Consider the following 20,892-nt stretch of genomic DNA (forward strand, 5'->3'; position numbering starts at 1 on the left):
CAAACTAATGAATTTAGTCTTTATTGCTTATTGTTGATCTTTTAACCATTTGTCCTTCAGTTCTTGAAGTTTTCCGTTCTCTTCAAGTTTTTGAAGTGCTTTATTCACATCGTCAACTAAGTTACTGCCTTTAGGAAAAGCTACAGCCATTCCTGGAGAACTAGATGTTGGATCATCAAAACCGGCTAAGCCCTGTTCCTTCATGTATCCTGTTGCTACTGATTTATCTAAATAAGCTACTTGAACACGACCCGTTACTAGCTCTTGAATCAAAGTTGTTGAATTATCTAAAGGTTTAAGCGTAAAATCAACTTTTTTCTGAAGTGTTTTGGCTCCTTCTTCCTGAATCGTTCCTAACTGTACTGCAACGGTTTTTCCTTTTAGATCATCAACTGTTTTAATTGAAGAATCTTTTTTCGTTAAGAACATTTCACCAGAATGGTTATAAGCTGTAGAAAAATCAACATTTTTTTTACGTTTTTCAGTTGCCGACATACCTGCAAGTACCATGTCAACCCGTTTTGCTTGTAATGCACCGACTAAACCATCGAACTTCATATCTTTAATTTCAAGTTTATAACCTAATTCATCAGCAATGGCATTAGCTAGGTCAATATCAAATCCTTCAACCTTTCCTGATGGATTTCTTGATTCAAATGGTGCAAAATCAGCTGATGTTGCCATTGTTAATACTTTCTTGTCAGTGTTTTTTGCTTCGTTCGTTTCGTCCTTTTGACCACAAGCTGCCATTACGACTAATGTAAAAATAAGCATTAAAATTAATATAGACTTCTTCATGATGTGCCCCCTTGAGTTATATAAAATCTTGCATATATTCTTGGATTTTTATTCAACATAACGAATAATAACACATGAACTATTTTTTGAAAATATGTTTTTTAATATAAAAATATTCTAAAAATTTAGTATATCAGTATATTGTTTGATTTTTTAAAAAAATACCTCTTTAAAAGAGGTATTTTGGGGTTAGGCTTTAATCATCTCGGCCTTATGAAATTCATTTTTCATCTTTTCAAATACTTCATTATCCGTAATTAGATCATAACCTGTCAGTGCAAGAGCCAAAGCACCCTGAGAAAGAATTTTGTGAGAGTTGTCAGTAATCGTTAAGTCCGCAAATTCCCTGGTATGGGCAACTAATCCAGGGGAATCAAGGCCAATATACGGATGAATGGCTGGAACCACATGACTTACATTCCCCATATCAATTGAACCATAACTATCCTTCGCTTTTTCCACTTGTTTAACACCTGTTGATAGGAGATTGTTTGTAAACAACTGGGATAAAGTATCGTTTGTTACCATATTGTCATAGCTTAATTCGTAATTTTCAATATGAACCTCTGCACCTGTCATTGATGATGCACCTTTTGCAATGTTAATGACCTTTTGAACAATCTCGTTTAAGTTATTCCGGTCTTTCGCTCTAACATAAAATTGTGCGACTGCTTTATCTGGAACAATGTTAGCAGCTAATCCGCCTTCTTTAATAATTCCATGAATTCTAACATCTGAGGTAACATGTTGACGCAAAGCATTGATCCCGTTAAATAATTGAATAACCGCATCCAATGCATTAATACCTTTTTCTGGTGATGCTGCAGCGTGACTTGTTCTGCCGCGGAAATCAAATTGAATGGCATCCATTGCTAACGAATCACCACTCTCATAAGACACATCTGCTGGGTGCAAAATCATTGCTGCATCAATATCGTTAAAGATTCCTCGCTCTGCCATTGGTACTTTAGCGCCATTTGTTTCTTCTGCTGGTGTACCTAATACAACTACACGTCCGCCAATTTCATCTACTACTTTACTTAAAAGAACTCCTGCCCCGGCACTCATTGTTCCAATCATATTGTGGCCGCAGCCATGTCCTACCTCCGGCAATGCATCATATTCAGACAAATAGGCAATAGTCGGTCCCTTTTTCTTACTATCATAAACAGCTTTAAATGCTGTAGGCCGGCCAACAATTCCTTTTTCCACTGAAAATTGATGTTGCTCAAGAAACTCTACTAATAGTTTCATAGATTCAAATTCATTATCTCCCAGCTCAGGATGATGATACAAGTGGTCGCTTATCGCCCATAAATTGTTTTGTATAATATCTAAATGATTTTTTAATAACTCCTTCATGTTAAAACACCTCTTTAATGAATGATTAAAATTACGAAATAATTAATAAATATACACTAAAAATCATTCCTGGACAATAAAAAAGTCAAATCCATTAAAGATTTGACTTTTTGGTATTGTATTTTTATATTTCTTCACAGTATTGATCAAATTCACTTTGAAGCTTTGAAACTACGGTTGCAGGATCATATCCCTCGATTTGATGACGTTCAATCATCGTTAGGATCTTTCCATCTTTTAACAAAGCAAATGATGGAGAGGATGGCGGATAGCCTGTGAAATAACTTCTAGCCGTTTCAGTTGCTTCCTTATCCTGACCAGCAAATACCGTTACCAAATGGTCTGGCCGTTTATCATTATGAAGGGAATGAGCAGCTGCAGGGCGCGCAATCCCCCCAGCACAACCACACACAGAATTAATCATCACTAATGTCGTACCTTTTTGAGCAAAAGCTTCTTCTACTTCTGCGGGAGTTTTTAATTCTTTATACCCAGCAGCTGCGATTTCTTCACGCGCCTGCTTTACTACATCATTCATGAAAAAGTTAAAATCCATGCTCATAAAAACACACTCCTTATTTTCCGTATATAACTACATCATAACAGTAAAAATATGTTTTCTCCAAATGAAATGTAATCAAAAAGAGGCAGTAAAAATTGTTAGTAAAAAGCCATTTAATTTTTATTGGATGCTAAAAAAGTTTCAAATAAGGTTTCTACTGCTGTTGCTACTGTCGTTTCCCCTGAAATCACTTTATTTTCGAGGTTAGGCAGGGCGCTTTTTACACCATCGTGATGATAAAACATAAATTGAAGCTGGTCAGTAATCATTGCATATAACCATTCCCGTGCTTGGATTCTTCTTCGATCCTCAAAAACCCCAGAAGAATTCGCAGTTTGTTCGAAGGATTGAATCACACGCCAGATGTCGCTGATTCCATCATGTGTGATTGAAGAACAAGTATAGGCCCTCGTCGTCCAGCCTTTTGTAGCAGGCTGAAGAAAGTGGAGAATTCGGTTATACTCCAGCCTAGTTTGTTCAGCCTTCTGTTTATTTGCCCCATCCGCTTTATGAACGAGAATGGCATCTGCCAATTCCATTATCCCTTTCTTCATTCCCTGCAGTTCATCCCCAGCTCCTGTTAGGACAAGCAGCATGAAAAAGTCAACCATATCTCGGATAATCACTTCACTTTGACCTACCCCGACTGTTTCAATCAAGATAACATCAAAACCGGCAGCTTCACAAATCAATATGGCTTCCCTTGTTTTCCGATGGACACCGCCAAGCTTTCCTGCCGTAGGTGATGGGCGGATAAAAGCGTTTGCATGTTTGGATAGATGTTCCATCCTTGTTTTGTCGCCGAGGATACTTCCCCCGCTAATACTAGAACTTGGGTCAATTGCTAACACAGCCACCCTGTGCCCAAGACCGCACAGGTACATTCCAAAAGCCTCGATAAAAGTACTTTTACCTGCACCTGGTACACCTGTAATCCCGATCCTGATTGATTTACCAGTTTTGGGCAAGAGCTTATGCAGCAACTGCTGGCCTTTTTTAAAATGCTGCTCTGCATTGCTTTCTATTAAGGTAATCGCTCTTGCAAGCAAACTTCTGTCACCATTCATAACGCCATCGTAAAGCGTGTCAATGGAAGGCTCGGTTGATTTGCGTTTTTGAAAACGGGTGTTTCTATCAACCGAGACATCTTGACCTTCTAGAACTCTTCTTAACATACTAGAGCAATATTCAGGTGTATTTGAGTCACTCCATTCCGGCTTAGAATCCTTCCCCATTTATTGCGACACTTCCTCATAACCGAGTTTTAAATAGATTTCCCTAATCACTTTTTGTGCTGCTACCGGGATAATCGTTCCTGGTCCAAAAATTGCGGCTGCACCATGTTCATATAAAAATTGATAATCTTGTACAGGAATGACACCGCCAATTACCACCAAAATATCTTCCCGGCCAAGTTTTTTCAGTTCTTCCACGAGCTGAGGAAGCAATGTTTTATGACCGGCAGCAAGTGAACTCATTCCAACAACATGAACATCATTTTCAATCGCTTGATTGGCGGTTTCTACCGGAGTTTGGAATAATGGACTAATATCAACATCAAAACCCAAATCCGCAAAGGCGGTAGCAATCACTTTTGCTCCACGATCATGGCCATCCTGCCCCATTTTGGCAATTAGGATTCTCGGCCGCCTTCCCTCATTTTCAAGGAATTCATCCGTCATCTTTTTCACTTCAGTTATCTCTTCCTCATTGCTATAGGCAGTACTATATACACCACTTATCGATCGAATCACAGCTTTATGCCGGCCTGCCGCACGCTCAATCGCCTCAGATATTTCTCCAAGCGTTGCCCTGACTCTCGCAGCATTTACTGCTAGTTGTAATAAATTCTGATTTCCTGTCTTTGCCGCTTCAGTTAAAGCGTTAAGTGCTGCCGCTGCTTTTTGATTATCACGCGTTGCTTTTAGTTGGGTTAGCTTCTCCATTTGCTTTAAGCGGACTGCTGTATTATCAATGTCTAAAATATCAATTGGTTCAACATTTTCGGGCCTGTATTGATTAACACCGACAATAATTTCCTTACCCGAATCAATTTGAGCCTGCCTTCTGGCAGCTGCTTCTTCGATTCTCATTTTTGGCAGACCCGTTTCAATGGCTTTAGCCATGCCCCCCAATTCTTCAATTTCTTCAATATGTTTCCAAGCTCTTTTCTCCAATTCATCCGTCAGCTTTTCTACATAATAAGAGCCTCCCCACGGGTCAATCACATGGGTGATTCCTGTTTCCTCTTGTAAAAACAATTGAGTATTGCGGGCAATCCGGGCTGAGAAATCTGTCGGTAAAGCAATGGCTTCATCTAGAGCATTTGTATGGAGTGATTGGGTATGACCCATTACAGCAGCATGTGCTTCTATAAGTGTTCGGGTAACATTATTAAAGGGATCTTGCTCGGTTAAGCTCCATCCTGAGGTTTGTGAATGTGTTCGTAATGCTAATGACTTCTCATTTCTTGGTTCAAAAGACTTCATCATTTTTGCCCAAATGAATCTGGCTGCCCGCATTTTTGCGACTTCCATGAAGTAATTCATCCCAATTGCCCAAAAAAAGGACAGTCTCGGTGCAAATGAGTCAATATCAATACCTGCTTTAAGACCTGTACGTACATACTCCAAACCATCAGCAAGGGTATACGCTAATTCTATATCTGCAGGTGCACCCGCTTCTTGCATATGATAGCCGGAAATACTAATGCTATTAAACTTAGGCATGAATTTCGATGTATATTCAAAAATGTCAGCAATAATCCTCATTGACATGACTGGAGGATAGATATATGTGTTGCGAACCATGTATTCTTTTAAAATATCATTCTGAATCGTTCCCGAAAGTTTTTCCTGACTGACTCCCTGCTCCTCAGCCGTTACGATAAAGAAAGCTAAAATCGGTAGAACAGCACCGTTCATGGTCATTGATACAGACATTTGGTCCAATGGAATGCCGGCAAACAGGGTCTTCATATCGAGAATAGAGTCTATGGCCACTCCTGCTTTTCCAACATCCCCTATTACACGAGGATGATCAGAGTCATAACCGCGGTGGGTAGCTAAATCAAAGGCTACTGATAACCCCTTTTGTCCCATGGCCAGATTTCTCCGGTAAAAAGCATTACTTTCTTCTGCTGTTGAAAAGCCCGCATACTGTCTGACAGTCCAAGGGCGATTGACATACATGGCCGGATACGGACCACGCGTATAAGGAGGCAGTCCTGGAAGGTCATCAATATGCTCTAACCCCTCCCTGTCTTCCTTTGTATAAATTGGCTTAAGAAGAATCTGTTCGTTTGTTTCAAACAATAAATCTTCAAAGGAAACAGCCATTTCTTCATTAATTTTTTCTTCCCACTCTTTTTTGGTGATGAACTTTTGGTCAGCAAACAATGATTGGTTTTGAAAGTTAGGCCTTTGTTTCTTCAACCGTATTCACCTCCATATTTGTGAGAATAGTGTACAGCGTTTCATAGCAATTTGTTTTGGCATGAATAAACTGTTCGATTCCCTCACTCTCCCATTGAATCTGAGTACATTCCTCGGGAAGTCCAGCTAAATAAAAATGGTGATTTGGGAATTCGGATTTTAAGGAAGAGAGGAGCCCATGTCCAGTTAATTCGTACTGTTCATTTGTTCCACAAAAGCAGAAATAAGAAGTAGATGATTCTAAAATAAATTTTTTAGCACCCGCAAGCGTTAAGTTTGGATCGCTGACAACCGTAGTTAAGCCTCCTGCCGCAAAAAATCCTTTCATAAAATCAAGTCTTGATTTATGTTCCTTTATTCCCTCAAGGCATAGCATCCCAACCAAGGGAATGGAACCAGTTTTTTCTTCTAAATTTTTTGCCTTGCTTCGTAAACTTTCATATGGTTCGGCTAATCTCCTTACCGGAATTGATTCCATGTTGGTTAATGAGTATGTTCCACAAGCAAACAAACTCTTTTTATCTTTTTTAAGGAAACTGTGATGGTTTTCATTTAAATCGGCATAGACATTGGTGCCGACTATACTGTGCTTTCTTGTTTGAATGTCCAATATCTTCTTATCAAAAACAGTTTTTATTTCATTCTGGAGCCAATTGGAGGTTAAGACATTTAGAATACCGCCTAGGGATTCAATTTGTTGAAAGTATCCCCAAGCTTTTTCTGCAAGTTCATTTGTCATTTTTTCGACATACCAGGAACCACCGGCTGGGTCAATAACCTTTTCCAGAAGGGCTTCGTGCTGTAGGATTAGTTGTGTATTTCTAGCGATTCTTTCAGAAAATGGAGTAGAGCCTGTTAGACTATTGTAAGGAGCCACATGTAAGTATTGAACCCCTCCTAAAACGGCAGCAAATGCTTCATTTCCAGCTCGAAGCAGGTTAACATAGGGGTCTTGTATGGATTTTGTAAAGTTAGAGGTTTCGGCGGAAATAATCATCTTGCAGGATTCATCTTTGGTACCGTAAAGTTGTGTAATTCGATTCCACAGTACCCGTGCTGCCCGAAGTTTTGCAATTTCCATGAAGAAGTTACTTCCAATTGAAAATTGAAAGACCATTTTTTTGAGAATTTGATTCAGTTCCATCTCGTCTTCTTGGAGAGTATCGAGGTAATATACCCCGGTTGCCATGGCAATCCCAAGCTCTTGAACCACACTCGCTCCTCCATTATGATAAGGGATCGTGTCAATTAGAATGGTGCATAAAGACGGAAGTTTTTTATCGGTCTGGATAACACTGATCTTCCACTCATCGATAAACTCCCTAGAGACAACCCCGTCCTCTACAAATAAAGAAATGGGATCGGAACCCATATAACCGGTGATTTGGTCAGATTGATTTTCAGCTTCTGCCATTTTTGCTAACACGGCTGACATGCGGGTATGCCACCCTCTGGTATTAATGGCTAAAGGATAACGATTATAAAGCCCTTCTAAAACACTTAATAAGCCGTCATTTGTCTCAATTAATTCTTCTGAAATGATAAAAGATAAAGCCTCTTGCCCTTTTTTGATTGCCTCATGTAACTTCTCTTTTAATTCTTCTGATGTTTTGTAAGGAAACTGTTGAGCCACCTTCCACTTGTTTGTAATGTACCCAAGCGGATAAATCCCTCGTCTAAAGTCGGAAGCCCCGGAATAATCCGGAACTTGAAACTCATCCTTACGCGTGTAAAGCGGTTTCAAAATGATGTTTTCGTATGTACCATTAGTTAATGATTTTATATTTTTCCCTTTTAGTGAGGCTTCCGCTTTGACTTGCCAATCATGTAGAGTAATTGGTGAAAAAGATTGATTTTTTATTTTTTCCAACTCCCTCTCCCCTTTCATGTGAAATTGAAGTAAAATTCAATCAATTCTACTTATTTCTATTTTATGGTACAAATGGAATTCAAGCAATGAAAACCATCTTACCAAGAATTTTTGGTCAACCTATTGCTTTCACCGGTAAAGAATAGTTAAAACCGCTGCCAATCCTAAGCAGCGGTTTTAACTTTACTAATAGATCGATGTTGTTGATTTTGAAATGTTTTCAATAATTTCTTTTACGCGTCCTAAGAAACGGCCGCAAATAAGTCCGTCCAAAACTCTATGGTCCAGTGACATACAAAGGTTCACCATATCACGGACAGCAATCATGTTATTATTCATGACGACAGGCCGCTTGACAATAGATTCCACTTGAAGAATGGCGGCTTGTGGATAATTAATGATTCCCATTGATTGAACGGAGCCAAAAGAACCTGTGTTGTTGACCGTGAATGTTCCACCCTGCATATCCTCTGATTTCAGTTTCCCTGTTCTCACCTTTACGGCTAGTTCAGAGATTTCTCGGGCAATACCCTTAATGGTCTTTTCATCGGTATTTTTAATAACAGGTACAAATAGAGCATCATCAGTGGCAACAGCAATGGAAATATTAATATCCTTCTTTTGGATGATTTTATCGCCCGCCCACATCGAATTTATTTGCGGATACTCTTTTAAGGCTTGGGCCACTGCCTTTACAAAGAAGGCGAAGAAAGTTAAATTGAATCCCTCTTTCTTCCTAAAGTCATCTTTTATACTATTCCGATATTCCACAAGATTGGTTGCATCCACCTCAATCATCATCCAGGCATGCGGGGCTTCATGTTTACTGCGAAGCATATTAGCTGCGATTGCTTTACGCACCCCAGTGACAGGAATCTCTATGTCACCTGCAGTTTCAGAAACAACTGCTTGTTGTGCTGATGACGCTTGAACACCCAGCGGCTGAATGGAAGCTGACTGATCTGGTTGTTTTATATTGCTAACAGGCGGTATTGATTCTTTTCCAGTTCCTACTTTTTCACCTGCAGCTGGAATATTCCCAGATTCAATTAATTTCACTAAATCTTTGCGAGTAATCCTTCCCCCGGCACCGGTACCTGAAACTTTAGTTAAATCAATACCATGTTCTTGAGAAATTTTTAAAACTGCAGGAGAGTAACGTGCTTTATTGACAGGAACTACAGAGTTATTCGGCAGTTCTCTATTCGTTTCTTCCGGCTCTCTTATTTCAGTTGCTGAAGGGTCTGTGGTATGACTATCTCCCACTTCAATCGTACAAATGATTTCCCCAACAGCAAGTGTGTCGCCTTCTTCAGCAATTAATTCTTCTATCACACCAGTAAAGGAGGATGGGACTTCTGCATTTACTTTATCGGTCATGACTTCAGCTAAGGGGTCATACTTATTAACCTTATCTCCAACGGATACTAGCCATTTACTGATCGTACCCTCGGTTACACTCTCCCCTAACTGAGGCATTTTAATTTGTTCAACTGTCACTTATTTCCAAACCCCCTTAATATTCTGCCAGCTCACGCATGGCTTTTTCTACTTTATCCGGATTAATCATAAAGAATTTTTCCATTGTCGGAGAATACGGCATTGCCGGTACATCTGGTCCTGCAAGCCTCTTAATTGGAGCATCTAAATCAAATAAGCAATGTTCAGCTATAATTGCCGAAACTTCACTTATGATACTTCCTTCCTTATTGTCCTCAGTAATTAGTAAAACCTTCCCAGTCTTAGAAGCCGCTTCAATGATTGCCTCTTTGTCAAGCGGATAGACGGTTCGTAAATCAAGAATATGAACAGAAATTCCATCATGGGCTAATTTTTCTGCCGCTTGAAGGGCAAAATGTACACATAGACCATACGTAATAACGGTAATATCTTCCCCTTCTCGCTTTATGTCCGCTTTACCGATTGGCAGAGTATAGTCATCTACAGGGACCTCACCCTTGATTAAACGATAGGCACGTTTATGTTCAAAAAAGAGAACGGGGTCATTGTCGCGGATCGCTGCTTTTAACAGTCCTTTAACATCGTATGGTGTAGATGGCATAACGATTTTTAAGCCAGGCTGATTAGCAAAAACCGCTTCAACTGATTGGGAATGGTAAAGTGCCCCATGTACTCCGCCGCCATATGGAGCGCGTATGACCATCGGGCAGTTCCAATCATTATTCGAACGATAGCGGATTTTTGCAGCTTCGGAAATAATTTGGTTGACAGCAGGCATAATAAAATCAGCAAACTGCATCTCTGCGATTGGACGCATTCCGTACATGGCAGCACCAATTCCTACTCCTGCAATCGCGGACTCAGCAAGAGGTGTATCAATGACTCTCTCTTCACCAAATTGTTCATATAGACCTTGGGTCGCTTTAAAAACTCCGCCTTTTACTCCTACATCTTCACCGAGGATAAAAACCTTTGAATCCCGTTCCATCTCCTCACGCATTGCCATTGTAATTGCATCTATATATGAAATAATCGCCATCTTACATCCCCCTTACTCTTCCGTATCCGCATAAACATATTTCAATGCATCTTCTGGTGCAGAATAAGGAGCATTTTCAGCATAATCTGTTGCCTCATTCACCAGTTTCATCACTCGTTCATTGATTTCTTTTTCCAATTCATCACTTAAAACGCCTGTTTCTTTTAGATAAGCACCATAAGTTATAATTGGATCCTTTGTTTTTGCTTTTGCCACTTCATCCGGTGCACGATAAGAACGATCGTCATCATCAGAAGAGTGTGGTGTAAGACGGTAAGAAACCGTTTCTACTAATGTTGGACCTTCACCGCGGCGGCCCCGGTCTGCTGCTTCTTTAACTGCCTTATAAACTTCCAGCGGATCATTACCATCAACCGTTACACCTGGCATCCCATATCCTATTGCCCTGTCTGAAACCTTTTCACAGGCTAACTGCTTTTCAATAGGAACTGAGATCGCATATTTATTATTTTCACACATAAAGATTACCGGGAGTTTATGAACGCCTGCAAAGTTGGCCCCTTCATGGAAATCTCCTTGGTTGGATGACCCCTCACCAAACGTAACAAAGGTCACTAAGTCCTTTTTCTCCATCTTTCCTGCCAGGGCAATTCCTACAGCGTGGGGAACCTGGGTGGTAACCGGTGAGGAACCTGTTACAATTCTATTTTTCTTTTGTCCAAAATGCCCAGGCATTTGGCGGCTTCCTGAATTTGGATCCTCTGCCTTAGCAAAACCTGAGAGCATCAATTCTTTGGGTGTCATACCAAACGCCAGCACAACCCCCATATCCCGGTAATATGGAAGGATATAGTCTTTCTCCCGGTCAAGTGCAAAAGCCGCCCCAACCTGCGCAGCCTCCTGCCCCTGGCATGAAATAACAAATGGTATTTTACCAGCCCTGTTCAATAGCCACATGCGCTCGTCAATGCGCCGGGCCAAAAGCATTGTCTCATACATTTCCAATACTTTCTGGTCGCTTAAGCCTAAAACTTCGTGACGCTTTTCTATCATTTATTCATTACCTCCCGCTTGTTCGATCGACTAAAAGCCATGACTAAACTTTATGTTTATTTAAGAGTGAATGGCCTTCCCATCCACAGCAAGTGCTGCTTCCCCAATCGCTTCTGTTAAAGTCGGATGAGGGTGTATCGTATGAGCGATTTCCCATGGTGTGGCATCTAGTACCATGGCAAGCCCTGCTTCTGTAATCAAATCTGTTACATGCGGACCAATCATATGAACACCTAAGATATCATCCGTCAGAACATCGGCAACAATTTTTACAAATCCGTCTGATTCACCAAAAACAAGGGCTTTTCCAATTGCCCGAAAAGAGAATTTACCTATTTTTACGTTTACACCTTTGGCCCTAGCCTGTTCTTCGGTTATTCCGACGCTTGATACTTCCGGACTACTATAAATGCATCTCGAAACTAGTGAATAATCCATTGGAGATGTTTTTTCACCCGCAATATGCTCCACAGCTAAGATCCCTTCGTGTGAAGCTACATGGGCAAGCTGCAGGCCACCTATACAATCACCAATCGCATAAATATGTGATTCTTTTGTTTGATAATATTCATTCGTTGCAATATAACCCTTTTCGATTTGAATATCAGTATTTTCAAGTCCTATTCCCTCAATATTTGCCTGCCGGCCAACTGAGACTAAGAGTTTTTCCGCTTGAAATTGTTTTAATTCTCCCTTTACCTCTGCTGAGATACTAACCTCTTTTTCTTTTGTGATCGTTTCAGGCAGTACTTTTGCACTGGTTATAAGTTTGATGCCCTTCTTTTTCATTACACGCTGCATTTCTTTTGAGATTTCTTTATCTTCGGTTGGAATGATTCGATCAGCATACTCAATAACCGTGACATCGACTCCAAAATCCGATAACATCGAGGCCCATTCTATTCCAATGACACCCCCGCCAACAATGATGATTGTTTTTGGCAGTTTCTCAAGCTGTAACGCCTCATCAGAAGTCATGACCAACTGACCGTCTATTTCCAAGCCAGGCAATGTTCTTGGCCGTGAACCAGTCGCTACTATTACATTTTTAGGAATGAGCATTTCGTTTTCAGCTCCGCTGCTCATTTCAACAGATATAGTGCCAGGCATGGGTGAAAAAATCGAGGGCCCCAGAATCCGGCCAATTCCTTCGAAAACATCGATTTTCCCTTGTTTCATTAGATGTTGTACACCCTTATGTAATTGGTCTATAATTTTATTTTTTCTAGCCTGGACTTTTCCAAAATCTAATGAAACATCACTAGTGATCACGCCAAACTCCGAACCGCGCTTTGTTGTCGCAAATACCTCCGCGCTTCTGAGCAGGGCCTTACTTGGGATACAGCCTTGATGCAGACAAGTACCGCCTAATTTTCCTTTTTCAACAATGGCTGTTTTTAGGCCAAGCTGTGATGCGCGTATGGCTGCAACATAGCCGCCTGTGCCGCCTCCTAGGATGACCAAATCATACTCTTGTGCCACAAATGTTTTCCTCCCCGTACTTTTTAGATTTTTGAAGTTGAAAAATTCTCTAGATATATTTTCACTTCTTCTTCACCGCTTAAAACTCTAAGTGCCCCTTCTGCCAACGCTTGAAGCTCATCTTCACCAGGATGTACAATCACATCAGCAATCCAATTAATCCGATCAGATATTAGCTTTACAAACCTTTTAGCACAGGCCAGACCACCTGTAAGGATAATGGCATCCACCTTACCTGAAAGCACCGTACTGCAAGCACCTATTTCTTTTGCCACTTGATAAGCCATCGCTTCGTATATTAATTGGGCTTTTTCGTCACCTGCAGCCATTCTGTGTTCGACCTCTTCGGCATCATTTGTGCCCAGATAACCAACAAGACCCCCTTGCCCAACCAGCATTTTCATCATTTCTTCCCGATAATAATCGCCTGCATAACAAAGTGCTATTAAATCACCAGCGGGCACTGTACCTGCCCGTTCGGGACTAAATGGGCCATCACCGTGCAGTCCATTGTTTACATCCACTACTTTTCCTTGTTGATGTGCACCGACAGTAATCCCCCCGCCCATATGGGCAATAATCAGATTCACTTCACTGTATTCTCTTCCGAGCTCTTTTGCCACTCTTCTCGCAACGGCTTTTTGGTTTAAGGCATGAAAGATGCTTTTTCTCTCAATTAAGGTAAAACCAGACACTCTTGCAATCGGAGCAAGTTCGTCAACAACGACTGGATCGACAATAAAGGCAGGTATATTAAGACCCTTAGCAATCTCGTATGCTATAATGCCTCCTAAATTCGATGCATGCTGCCCAGCATAACCTGAACGCAAATCCTCAAGCATTAAATCATTGACCGCGTAGGTCCCTCCTTCAATAGGACGTAATAAGCCGCCGCGTGCACATACAGCTGAAATTTTCGATATATTTATCCCTTCATGATCCAGTGTTTCCAAAATTGCCGTTTTTCTAAATTGGTATTGGTCAATAATAGTAGGAAATGAATTAATTTTCTTTGCGTCATGACGAATTGTCTTTTCAAACATAGAAACTTCATTATCAAAAACACCAATTTTAGTGGATGTTGATCCTGGGTTTATGGTAAGAATGCGAAATTCATAATCTGGCAACGTCGTAACCTCCACTTTACAAAACATCTGCTTACAGGCAAATGCGCTGAATCTGAGGTTCAGCGCTCTGCCAGGACATTACTAATAACAGATCCAACTTTTGATACCATGTATCCACTTTATTTGAATCATGGCTTACCTAGAAATACGGTGACTTAAAATATGATGGCCATTTTGTAAAAACTGACTTCTAGACTTGCGAATTCGAGCGATTCTTTCTTCTGCCATTCGATCAGCAGCAACATAGGTCGGAATTCCATCGCGCTTAGATATCTCAATTACTTTCTCAATGGTCGTATAAAGTTGTTCAACCTTTTTCATCGCCCGCTCTTGATTATATCCATAAAGCTCATCTGCGACATTAATCACACCGCCTGCGTTAATTACATAGTCCGGAGCATATACGATTCCCATTTCATGAATGATATCTCCATGACGGGTGTCTTTTAGTTGATTATTAGCGGAACCAGCGATCACTTTTGCCTTTAATTGAGGTATGGTATGGTCATTGATCGTTGCTCCTAAAGCACATGGGGCATAAATATCACACTCCACACCATAAATATCATCTGGGTCCACGGCCCGGGCTCCAAAGGCTCCGACTGCACGGTTAACGGCTTCTTTATTAATATCCGTTACAACAAGCTGTGCTCCTTCTTCATGCAAATATTCGCACAATGTATAAGCTACATTCCCTACTCCTTGAACGGCAACAATTTTCCCTTCAAGAGAATCTGTTCCAAAAGCTTCCTTTGCCGCTGCTTTCATCCCGCGGTAGACACCAAAAGCAGTGACGGGAGAGGGATTCCCTGACGAACCAAACGCAGGAGAAATTCCAGTTACAAAATCTGTCTCTTCGTGAATGATATCCATATCACTAACAGTGGTACCCACATCTTCAGCTGTAATGTAGCGGCCATTTAATCCTTGTATATAACGGCCAAATGCTCTAAATAATGCTTCACTTTTATCTTTACGGGGATCCCCAATAATTACGGTTTTACCGCCCCCCAGATTTAGGCCTGCCGCTGCATTTTTATAGGTCATTCCTCTAGCCAAACGAAGAGCATCTTCAATGGCTGCTTCTTCTGAGGCATATGTCCACATGCGTGTTCCGCCCAATGCTGGGCCGAGTGTTGTATCATGAATGGCAATAATCGCTTTTAGACCGGACTCTTTATCTTGGCAAAATACTAATTGCTCATAATCATATTTTTCTAAGTAGTTAAAAATCTCCATGAACTTATTCCTCCTCAGATGGGAAAAAACTTATGTTTCTACACAGCATAATGCTAACGCGAGGGAATAGAGTTTGCTTTTTGCAGAATCGGCTCTCGATGTCAGTACAATGGGGGAACTCGCTCCAGCAATGACAGCACCAACTTTTGCGTTAGCAAAGTAAATGAATGATTTATATAACACATTGCCAACTTCAATGGTTGGCACTAATAAAATATCTGCCTTTCCTGCTACTTCACTTTTAATTCCTTTCTGTTTGGCAGCCAGTTCTGAGACAGCATTATCAAAACCGAGGGGCCCATCGACAATGCAGCCGCTAATTTGGCCTCGTCGATTCATCATCGTAAGTGCAGCAGCATCAAGCGTTGCCTGCATATCAGGATTAACTGCCTCTACTGCAGCAAGACAAGCAACTTTGGGCAGCTTGATTCCGATTGACTTTGCCAGTGAAACTGAATTATTCAGAATTTGTACTTTCTGTTCCAGATTAGGTGCTATATTCATAGCGGCGTCTGTAACCAAGAGCAATTGATTTAAACCAGGGATTTCAAAAAATGCAGTATGCGATAAAACATTCCCGGTCCGGAGCCCAAATTCTTTATTTAAAACAGCTTTTAATAGTATGTTGGTCGGAATATTCCCCTTCATCAGGACATTTGCTTGTTTATTTTTAACAGCTTGAACGGCGGATTCTGCTGCCTCTATATCGGAATTTGAATGAACAATTTTTAATTTATGATTATTCAACAGCTGCTGTTTTTGCGAGTTAATCAAAGAAGTAATTTTTTCTTTGTTTCCATATAAAATAAAAGCCGCAAGCTTTCGATCCAATGCATCCATTACGGCCTCAATAACTTCAGCACTATCTGCTGCAGCAACAGCAACCGTATTTTGACCTTTGCGGCTTGCTTGGTCTATCAGTGATTCTAACAACAGCGGTCATCAACCCTTTCTTTGATTCCTGCAACCCACTATAAAACTTGCAAGTTTTATGCCAAAACACTTATATGTAAACGTTTTATTTTTATCTTCAAAGCAGCGCAATAATTTTCATGCTATGAAAATTATTGCATGCTATTTTTTTCAAGATTGAATTTTTCCAGCTTATAGTAAAGGTTTCTTACCGATAAGCCTAACGCTTTCGCTGTTAGAGTTTTATTTCCATTTAATTGTAGAAGTGTTTCCTGAATGATCTTTGCCTCATACTCCTCTACCCTCTCGGATAAAGTCCTTCCTGGGTGAAAGGAAACTTCAGAATCGACGGCTTTCCCCGATTCCTGTCCGCTATTTTTGTTTCTCAGTTCAGGAAAATGATGGATGTCGATTAACGTATCGCTATAATTCATAAAGATAATGGCCCTTCCGAGGATATTTTCCAATTCCCTTACATTACCAGGCCAATCATATACCATTAACTGTTTTAACGCTTCCTTCGTTACCCCTTCAACATTTCTTCCATAATCACGATTAATCTTCTCTATCAGCCTGCCGCATAAGGCAGGTATTTCCTCTTTCCGTTTGCGAAGGGGCGGGATTTGAATTGGCATGCGATTTAACCGATAATATAAGTCTTCCCTAAACAAACCATTGGCAATACCCTTTTCTAGGTTCACATTTGTCGCAGCAATGACCCGCACATTTATAGTAATCGGTTTGGTACCCCCGACACGGATGATTTCACTTTCCTGAAGGACTCGTAAGAGCTTTGCCTGTGTATTGGAAGATAACTCCCCTATCTCATCGAGAAAGATACTGCCATTATTAGCTTCCTCAAACAGTCCGCGTTTGCCGCCTCTTATCGCCCCAGAAAAGGCACCCTCTTCGTAACCAAACAATTCACTCTCTAATAACGATTCAGAAATAGCTGCACAATTCACACGGACAAATTTATTGTATTTTCGGTCACTGGCATTATGGATGGCATGGGCAAACAATTCTTTCCCCGTGCCTGATTCGCCCCTCAGAAGTACGGTTGCCGGGGTTTTTGCTCCCAGTTTTGCCTGTTCAATCGCAATAACCATCTCCTCCGAGAGTCCGATTATATCCTCGAAGGTATACTTTGCTTCAAGGGTTCGGATGATTTGCCTGGCTCGGGTCAATTCTCTGCTTAATGATTTCATTTCTGACATATCATGTATAACACCAACACTGCCTTTTAACTTTCCTTTGACAATAATAGGGGCGACATTGACAATTACTTCTCTTTTGTTAGGACCGACCCTCATAGGTACCCCACGAACAGCCCTTCTTGTCTTCAGGACCTTCATATGCATACTTTCACCCTCAGAAATATCTGCTGTTGCTGGTTTTCCAATAACTTGCTCTTCTGTAAGGCCAGTAAGCCGAGTGTAGGCAGGATTAATGAGAAGTCCACGTCCGTGTTCATCAACAACGGAAATAGCGTCATCACTAGAATGGATGATGGCTTGAAGCATGGTTTGTATTTCCTTTAAATCAGTAATTTCCTCTGCTAAGTTGACCACTTCAGTAATATCTTTAAAAACCGCAAATGCACCAATCAAGGTACCATTCTCTTCAATAACAGGAATCCGGGTTGTAATAATTTTCCGTCCATTATTTAAAACCATTTCCTGATTAGATTCCGTTCTTCTTGTGTTTAGGATCATTAGCAGTCTGCTTGTAGGAATGACGTCCAATACATCCTTACCAATGACCTGATCTCTTGTGACCCCCATGATTTCTTCAGCTCTTTTATTAAAAAGAATGATTTTTCCTTGACGGTCAATAACCACCATGCCATCATTTACAGCATTAAAAATAAGATCCTGCTTATACGAATCGTTTTGAAGCTTGGAAACAAGCTCCTCCCTTTCTTCCATTAACCTGGATATTAAATAAGCAACACTGCCTGGTATTAATACCGTTTGTTTATTCTTTGCGTTTCGGATCTCTTTAAAAACTTCATTATTGCCTGTAACCTCGATAACAATATCAATGTTCTCATTTAAAAAAGGTTCCCAGCTTGTCCCTGTTCTAATTCCCTCTTTTTGCGCAAGGATGATTCCTGGTGCCTTTTCGTTTCGATCAATAACAGCATGAACATTAAGCACTTCTGATTCTTTTAATATTTTTAAGATTGCCGTTCCACCTTTACCAGCACCAACAATCATTATGTTCTGCATTTATTTGTACCCCTTTGATAGTAGGAAATTTTTTTCATTATGTAAAGGAGATTCCCTGCAATTTTCTTCATTACTATTTTATAACTAAAATCCACTCTTGACAATTTTCTTCTATGTAATCCTTTTTTTTTGAGATATAATGAAATAGAAGTATTGAATTTTTCAGTAATTGGAAGGATTTATTTATGATACGAATTGTTGCCCTCATCATTTTAGTCATTCCGGGTGCATTAGCTGCATTAGGAATTAAGTTAATGCGCGATATGACATTTGGTATTCTGCAAGCTCCTTTTCCCAATTTAATCCTGCAATTTTTAGCAGGGTTGATCTTTTTTATTGGAGGCCTAGGGTTTGTCGCAGGATTCATTTTGCACAGAGATAGGAAGCGTAATAAGGTTCAAAATAAATTTAAACGGTATTAAAAAAGGAGAGGACGTTCTATTCGAACTCACTCTCCTTTGTAATTTTAAGCGTTAAGATTTCTTTTCGTATTGTTTTCGAATGCGCAGAGCCTTAACAGGATCGTCAGTTATAATTGCCGTACAATTTATATTAAACAGACGGTGCATATCTGCATCTTTGTTTACGGTATAAGGACGGATAGCTATTCCATTATCCATTGTATTGGTTAAAATATTGTCAGACATTGCAGAATGTTTGGGATGAATTCCCTTTGCCCTAATCGACTCCGCATAGATCCAAGGCATGTATATCCCTTCAATAAAAAGAGGAGCAGTTTCTATTTCAGGAGCCATTCTGTAACTGTATACAATGCTGTAATGATTGAAAGAGGATAAGATAATCCGATCGGACAATCCATAAGCTCTAACAAGCTGTATTACCTTTTGTTCCATTCCTTCATAAGGGATGAGTCCATTTTTCAACTCAATATTACAGATTAATTTGTTAGATCGCATCCATTCTAAAACTTCTGTCAGGGATGGGACCTGTTCTTTTTTTAATCCATTTTTATTAGCATTTAACTTTCTAATTTCTTTAAATGATAAATCTTTGACAAACCCACTCCCGGTAGTGGTTCGATCCACCTTTTCATCATGGATGACGACAATTTCACCATCCTTTGTTAACTGAACATCAATTTCTATTCCATCTGAGCCAGCTTTCTCAGCTTCAATAAAAGCACCCATCGTATTTTCGGCAAATGCAGTGGAATAACCCCGATGAGCAAATATTTGTGTCATTATTTCACTTCCTAAACCTAAAATTGGAGGATTTACATGAGACCATTACAATTATCGACTGAAACTGCCCTAAAACTTTCAAAGGAATTAAACGTACCGTTAGAACAGCTTATGCATTTACCGCAGCATATTCTCATAAAAAAACTGATGGAAATAGATAATAAAGATAATAAAGAAAAATAGACCATAAAGAAGCCTTCATTCACAAAGAATGAAGGCTTTTATTTATTTCTTATTCATTTCATGAAGCTTTATGTTCAAGACGTAATTTATCGGCTACCATTGCAATAAACTCACTATTTGTAGGTTTCGCTTTCGACATACTTACTGTATAACCGAATAAAGAGGAAATGGAATCAATGTTTCCACGGCTCCAAGCGACTTCAATCGCATGACGAATCGCTCTCTCGACACGACTTGCCGTAGTATTATATTTTTTGGCAATATCCGGATAAAGAACCTTGGTGATGGAGCCTAAAAGTTCAATATCGTTATAAACCATTGAAATGGCTTCACGTAAATATAAATACCCTTTGATATGAGCAGGTACGCCAATTTCGTGAATGATACTAGTAATACTCGCATCAAGATTTTTTGGCTTTTGCTCCGATTGCGAACGATAGGTCACCATTGGAGCCTTTCTTGTAAAGGAATTGGTATTACCGCTTACTTGCCTAATGTGATTACCTAGATTTTCCATATCAAAAGGTTTTAAAATAAAGTAGGAAGCACCCAGCTCAACTGCCTTTTTCGTTACATCTTCTTGTCCAAAAGCAGTAAGCATAATGACGTTAGGGATCGTTCCTTTTTTAACATCACGTAAACGCTCTAAAACGGCTAATCCATCAAGGTGGGGCATAATAATATCCAGTACAAGTACATCAGGATCTACTGTAGAAAGCATGTCTAAACATTCTTGACCGTTATGAGCAATACCAACGACTTCCATATCTTCTTGGGAAGAGATATAGTCCTCTAATAATCCAACTAACTCCCTATTATCATCAACAACACATACCTTTATTTTTTTCAATTCCAGTTCCTCCCTCATTACAAATACGATCTCTATTTTCAAACGCACATTACAATCATTTATTTTCTCTTAATTCTATTCTAAATTAGAAATTCGACAATGCAACTAAAATTCCTTTGATTTTTT

The 20,892-nt window shown here is 40.0% G+C and carries 18 protein-coding genes; 2 read left to right on the plus strand and 16 right to left on the minus strand.

Translation table 11 applies throughout. The features are described from left to right. Positions 1 to 27 precede the first annotated feature (27 nt). The 14 genes from GXK58_RS08035 to GXK58_RS08100 form a co-directional block, all read right to left on the minus strand. Positions 28 to 798, minus strand: a complete 771-nt coding sequence (locus GXK58_RS08035) for a transporter substrate-binding domain-containing protein (RefSeq protein WP_160721532.1) — start codon at positions 796 to 798, stop codon at positions 28 to 30. 189 nt (positions 799 to 987) lie between these two features. Further along, positions 988 to 2,160: a M20 family metallopeptidase gene (locus GXK58_RS08040; protein ID WP_160721534.1), complete on the minus strand. Its 1,173-nt coding sequence runs from the start codon at positions 2,158 to 2,160 to the stop codon at positions 988 to 990. Between the two features lie 124 nt (positions 2,161 to 2,284). Then, positions 2,285 to 2,722, minus strand: coding sequence for a BrxA/BrxB family bacilliredoxin (locus GXK58_RS08045; protein WP_160721536.1), 438 nt, complete (start codon positions 2,720 to 2,722; stop codon positions 2,285 to 2,287). A gap of 113 nt (positions 2,723 to 2,835) precedes the next feature. Then, on the minus strand, positions 2,836 to 3,957 hold the full coding sequence (meaB, locus tag GXK58_RS08050; RefSeq protein ID WP_160721538.1) for a methylmalonyl Co-A mutase-associated GTPase MeaB: 1,122 nt from the start codon (positions 3,955 to 3,957) through the stop codon (positions 2,836 to 2,838). Continuing rightward, entirely contained in the window at positions 3,958 to 6,099 is a 2,142-nt protein-coding gene (gene scpA / locus GXK58_RS08055; RefSeq protein WP_442862462.1) for a methylmalonyl-CoA mutase, read from the minus strand. Between the two features lie 37 nt (positions 6,100 to 6,136). Beyond that, a complete protein-coding gene (locus tag GXK58_RS08060) occupies positions 6,137 to 8,026 on the minus strand; it encodes a methylmalonyl-CoA mutase family protein (protein WP_160721542.1) in 1,890 nt (629 codons plus the stop codon). Positions 8,027 to 8,212: 186 nt separating this feature from the next. Continuing rightward, positions 8,213 to 9,505: a dihydrolipoamide acetyltransferase family protein gene (locus tag GXK58_RS08065; RefSeq protein ID WP_442862463.1), complete on the minus strand. Its 1,293-nt coding sequence runs from the start codon at positions 9,503 to 9,505 to the stop codon at positions 8,213 to 8,215. 37 nt (positions 9,506 to 9,542) lie between these two features. Continuing rightward, complete coding sequence (locus GXK58_RS08070) at positions 9,543 to 10,526, minus strand: alpha-ketoacid dehydrogenase subunit beta (RefSeq protein WP_160721546.1); 984 nt, start codon at positions 10,524 to 10,526, stop codon at positions 9,543 to 9,545. Between the two features lie 12 nt (positions 10,527 to 10,538). After that, positions 10,539 to 11,540: a thiamine pyrophosphate-dependent dehydrogenase E1 component subunit alpha gene (locus GXK58_RS08075; protein WP_160721548.1), complete on the minus strand. Its 1,002-nt coding sequence runs from the start codon at positions 11,538 to 11,540 to the stop codon at positions 10,539 to 10,541. 60 nt (positions 11,541 to 11,600) lie between these two features. Further along, on the minus strand, positions 11,601 to 13,022 hold the full coding sequence (gene lpdA / locus GXK58_RS08080) for a dihydrolipoyl dehydrogenase (protein WP_160721550.1): 1,422 nt from the start codon (positions 13,020 to 13,022) through the stop codon (positions 11,601 to 11,603). 23 nt (positions 13,023 to 13,045) lie between these two features. Further along, entirely contained in the window at positions 13,046 to 14,176 is a 1,131-nt protein-coding gene (gene buk, locus GXK58_RS08085; RefSeq protein ID WP_442862457.1) for a butyrate kinase, read from the minus strand. 108 nt (positions 14,177 to 14,284) lie between these two features. Then, the gene (bcd, locus tag GXK58_RS08090; protein ID WP_160721554.1) at positions 14,285 to 15,388 is read right to left on the minus strand and encodes a branched-chain amino acid dehydrogenase; all 1,104 of its coding nucleotides are present in this window, start codon (positions 15,386 to 15,388) and stop codon (positions 14,285 to 14,287) included. A gap of 30 nt (positions 15,389 to 15,418) precedes the next feature. Further along, complete coding sequence (gene yqiS / locus GXK58_RS08095) at positions 15,419 to 16,324, minus strand: phosphate butyryltransferase (RefSeq protein ID WP_160722196.1); 906 nt, start codon at positions 16,322 to 16,324, stop codon at positions 15,419 to 15,421. Positions 16,325 to 16,452: 128 nt separating this feature from the next. Beyond that, positions 16,453 to 18,531 carry a sigma-54 interaction domain-containing protein gene (locus GXK58_RS08100; protein WP_160721556.1) on the minus strand — a complete coding sequence of 693 codons (2,079 nt, stop codon included), beginning with the start codon at positions 18,529 to 18,531 and terminating at the stop codon, positions 16,453 to 16,455. A 185-nt stretch (positions 18,532 to 18,716) separates the two neighbouring features. Here GXK58_RS08100 and GXK58_RS08105 point away from each other — a divergent pair, with 185 nt between their 5' ends. Continuing rightward, positions 18,717 to 18,953 carry a DUF2627 domain-containing protein gene (locus tag GXK58_RS08105; RefSeq protein WP_160721558.1) on the plus strand — a complete coding sequence of 79 codons (237 nt, stop codon included), beginning with the start codon at positions 18,717 to 18,719 and terminating at the stop codon, positions 18,951 to 18,953. A 51-nt stretch (positions 18,954 to 19,004) separates the two neighbouring features. Here GXK58_RS08105 and GXK58_RS08110 read toward each other — a convergent pair whose 3' ends face one another. Further along, positions 19,005 to 19,733, minus strand: a complete 729-nt coding sequence (locus GXK58_RS08110; protein ID WP_160721560.1) for a glycerophosphodiester phosphodiesterase — start codon at positions 19,731 to 19,733, stop codon at positions 19,005 to 19,007. A gap of 36 nt (positions 19,734 to 19,769) precedes the next feature. Between GXK58_RS08110 and GXK58_RS08115 the strand changes: the two genes are divergently transcribed. Next, positions 19,770 to 19,916, plus strand: a complete 147-nt coding sequence (locus GXK58_RS08115; RefSeq protein ID WP_160721562.1) for a YycC family protein — start codon at positions 19,770 to 19,772, stop codon at positions 19,914 to 19,916. 58 nt (positions 19,917 to 19,974) lie between these two features. On the opposite strand, the gene spo0A is transcribed toward GXK58_RS08115, so the two are convergent. Beyond that, the gene (gene spo0A, locus GXK58_RS08120) at positions 19,975 to 20,766 is read right to left on the minus strand and encodes a sporulation transcription factor Spo0A (protein WP_160721564.1); all 792 of its coding nucleotides are present in this window, start codon (positions 20,764 to 20,766) and stop codon (positions 19,975 to 19,977) included. Positions 20,767 to 20,892 lie beyond the last annotated feature (126 nt).

The organism is Bacillus sp. USDA818B3_A (genome assembly GCF_009928415.1).
Taxonomy (GTDB): Bacteria; Bacillota; Bacilli; order Bacillales; family Cytobacillaceae; genus Neobacillus.

Excerpts from the sequence above, each read along its gene's own strand:
- GXK58_RS08035 (WP_160721532.1), bottom strand. The coding sequence starts at position 798 with ATGAAGAAGTCTATATTAATTTTAATGCTTATTTTTACATTAGTCGTA.
- GXK58_RS08040 (WP_160721534.1), bottom strand. The coding sequence starts at position 2,160 with ATGAAGGAGTTATTAAAAAATCATTTAGATATTATACAAAACAATTTA.
- GXK58_RS08045 (WP_160721536.1), bottom strand. The coding sequence starts at position 2,722 with ATGAGCATGGATTTTAACTTTTTCATGAATGATGTAGTAAAGCAGGCG.
- meaB (WP_160721538.1), bottom strand. The coding sequence starts at position 3,957 with ATGGGGAAGGATTCTAAGCCGGAATGGAGTGACTCAAATACACCTGAA.
- GXK58_RS08065 (WP_442862463.1), bottom strand. The coding sequence starts at position 9,505 with ATGCCTCAGTTAGGGGAGAGTGTAACCGAGGGTACGATCAGTAAATGG.
- GXK58_RS08070 (WP_160721546.1), bottom strand. The coding sequence starts at position 10,526 with ATGGCGATTATTTCATATATAGATGCAATTACAATGGCAATGCGTGAG.
- GXK58_RS08075 (WP_160721548.1), bottom strand. The coding sequence starts at position 11,540 with ATGATAGAAAAGCGTCACGAAGTTTTAGGCTTAAGCGACCAGAAAGTA.
- buk (WP_442862457.1), bottom strand. The coding sequence starts at position 14,176 with ATGTTTTGTAAAGTGGAGGTTACGACGTTGCCAGATTATGAATTTCGC.
- bcd (WP_160721554.1), bottom strand. The coding sequence starts at position 15,388 with ATGGAGATTTTTAACTACTTAGAAAAATATGATTATGAGCAATTAGTA.
- GXK58_RS08100 (WP_160721556.1), bottom strand. The coding sequence starts at position 18,531 with ATGCAGAACATAATGATTGTTGGTGCTGGTAAAGGTGGAACGGCAATC.
- GXK58_RS08105 (WP_160721558.1), top strand. The coding sequence starts at position 18,717 with ATGATACGAATTGTTGCCCTCATCATTTTAGTCATTCCGGGTGCATTA.
- GXK58_RS08110 (WP_160721560.1), bottom strand. The coding sequence starts at position 19,733 with ATGACACAAATATTTGCTCATCGGGGTTATTCCACTGCATTTGCCGAA.
- GXK58_RS08115 (WP_160721562.1), top strand. The coding sequence starts at position 19,770 with ATGAGACCATTACAATTATCGACTGAAACTGCCCTAAAACTTTCAAAG.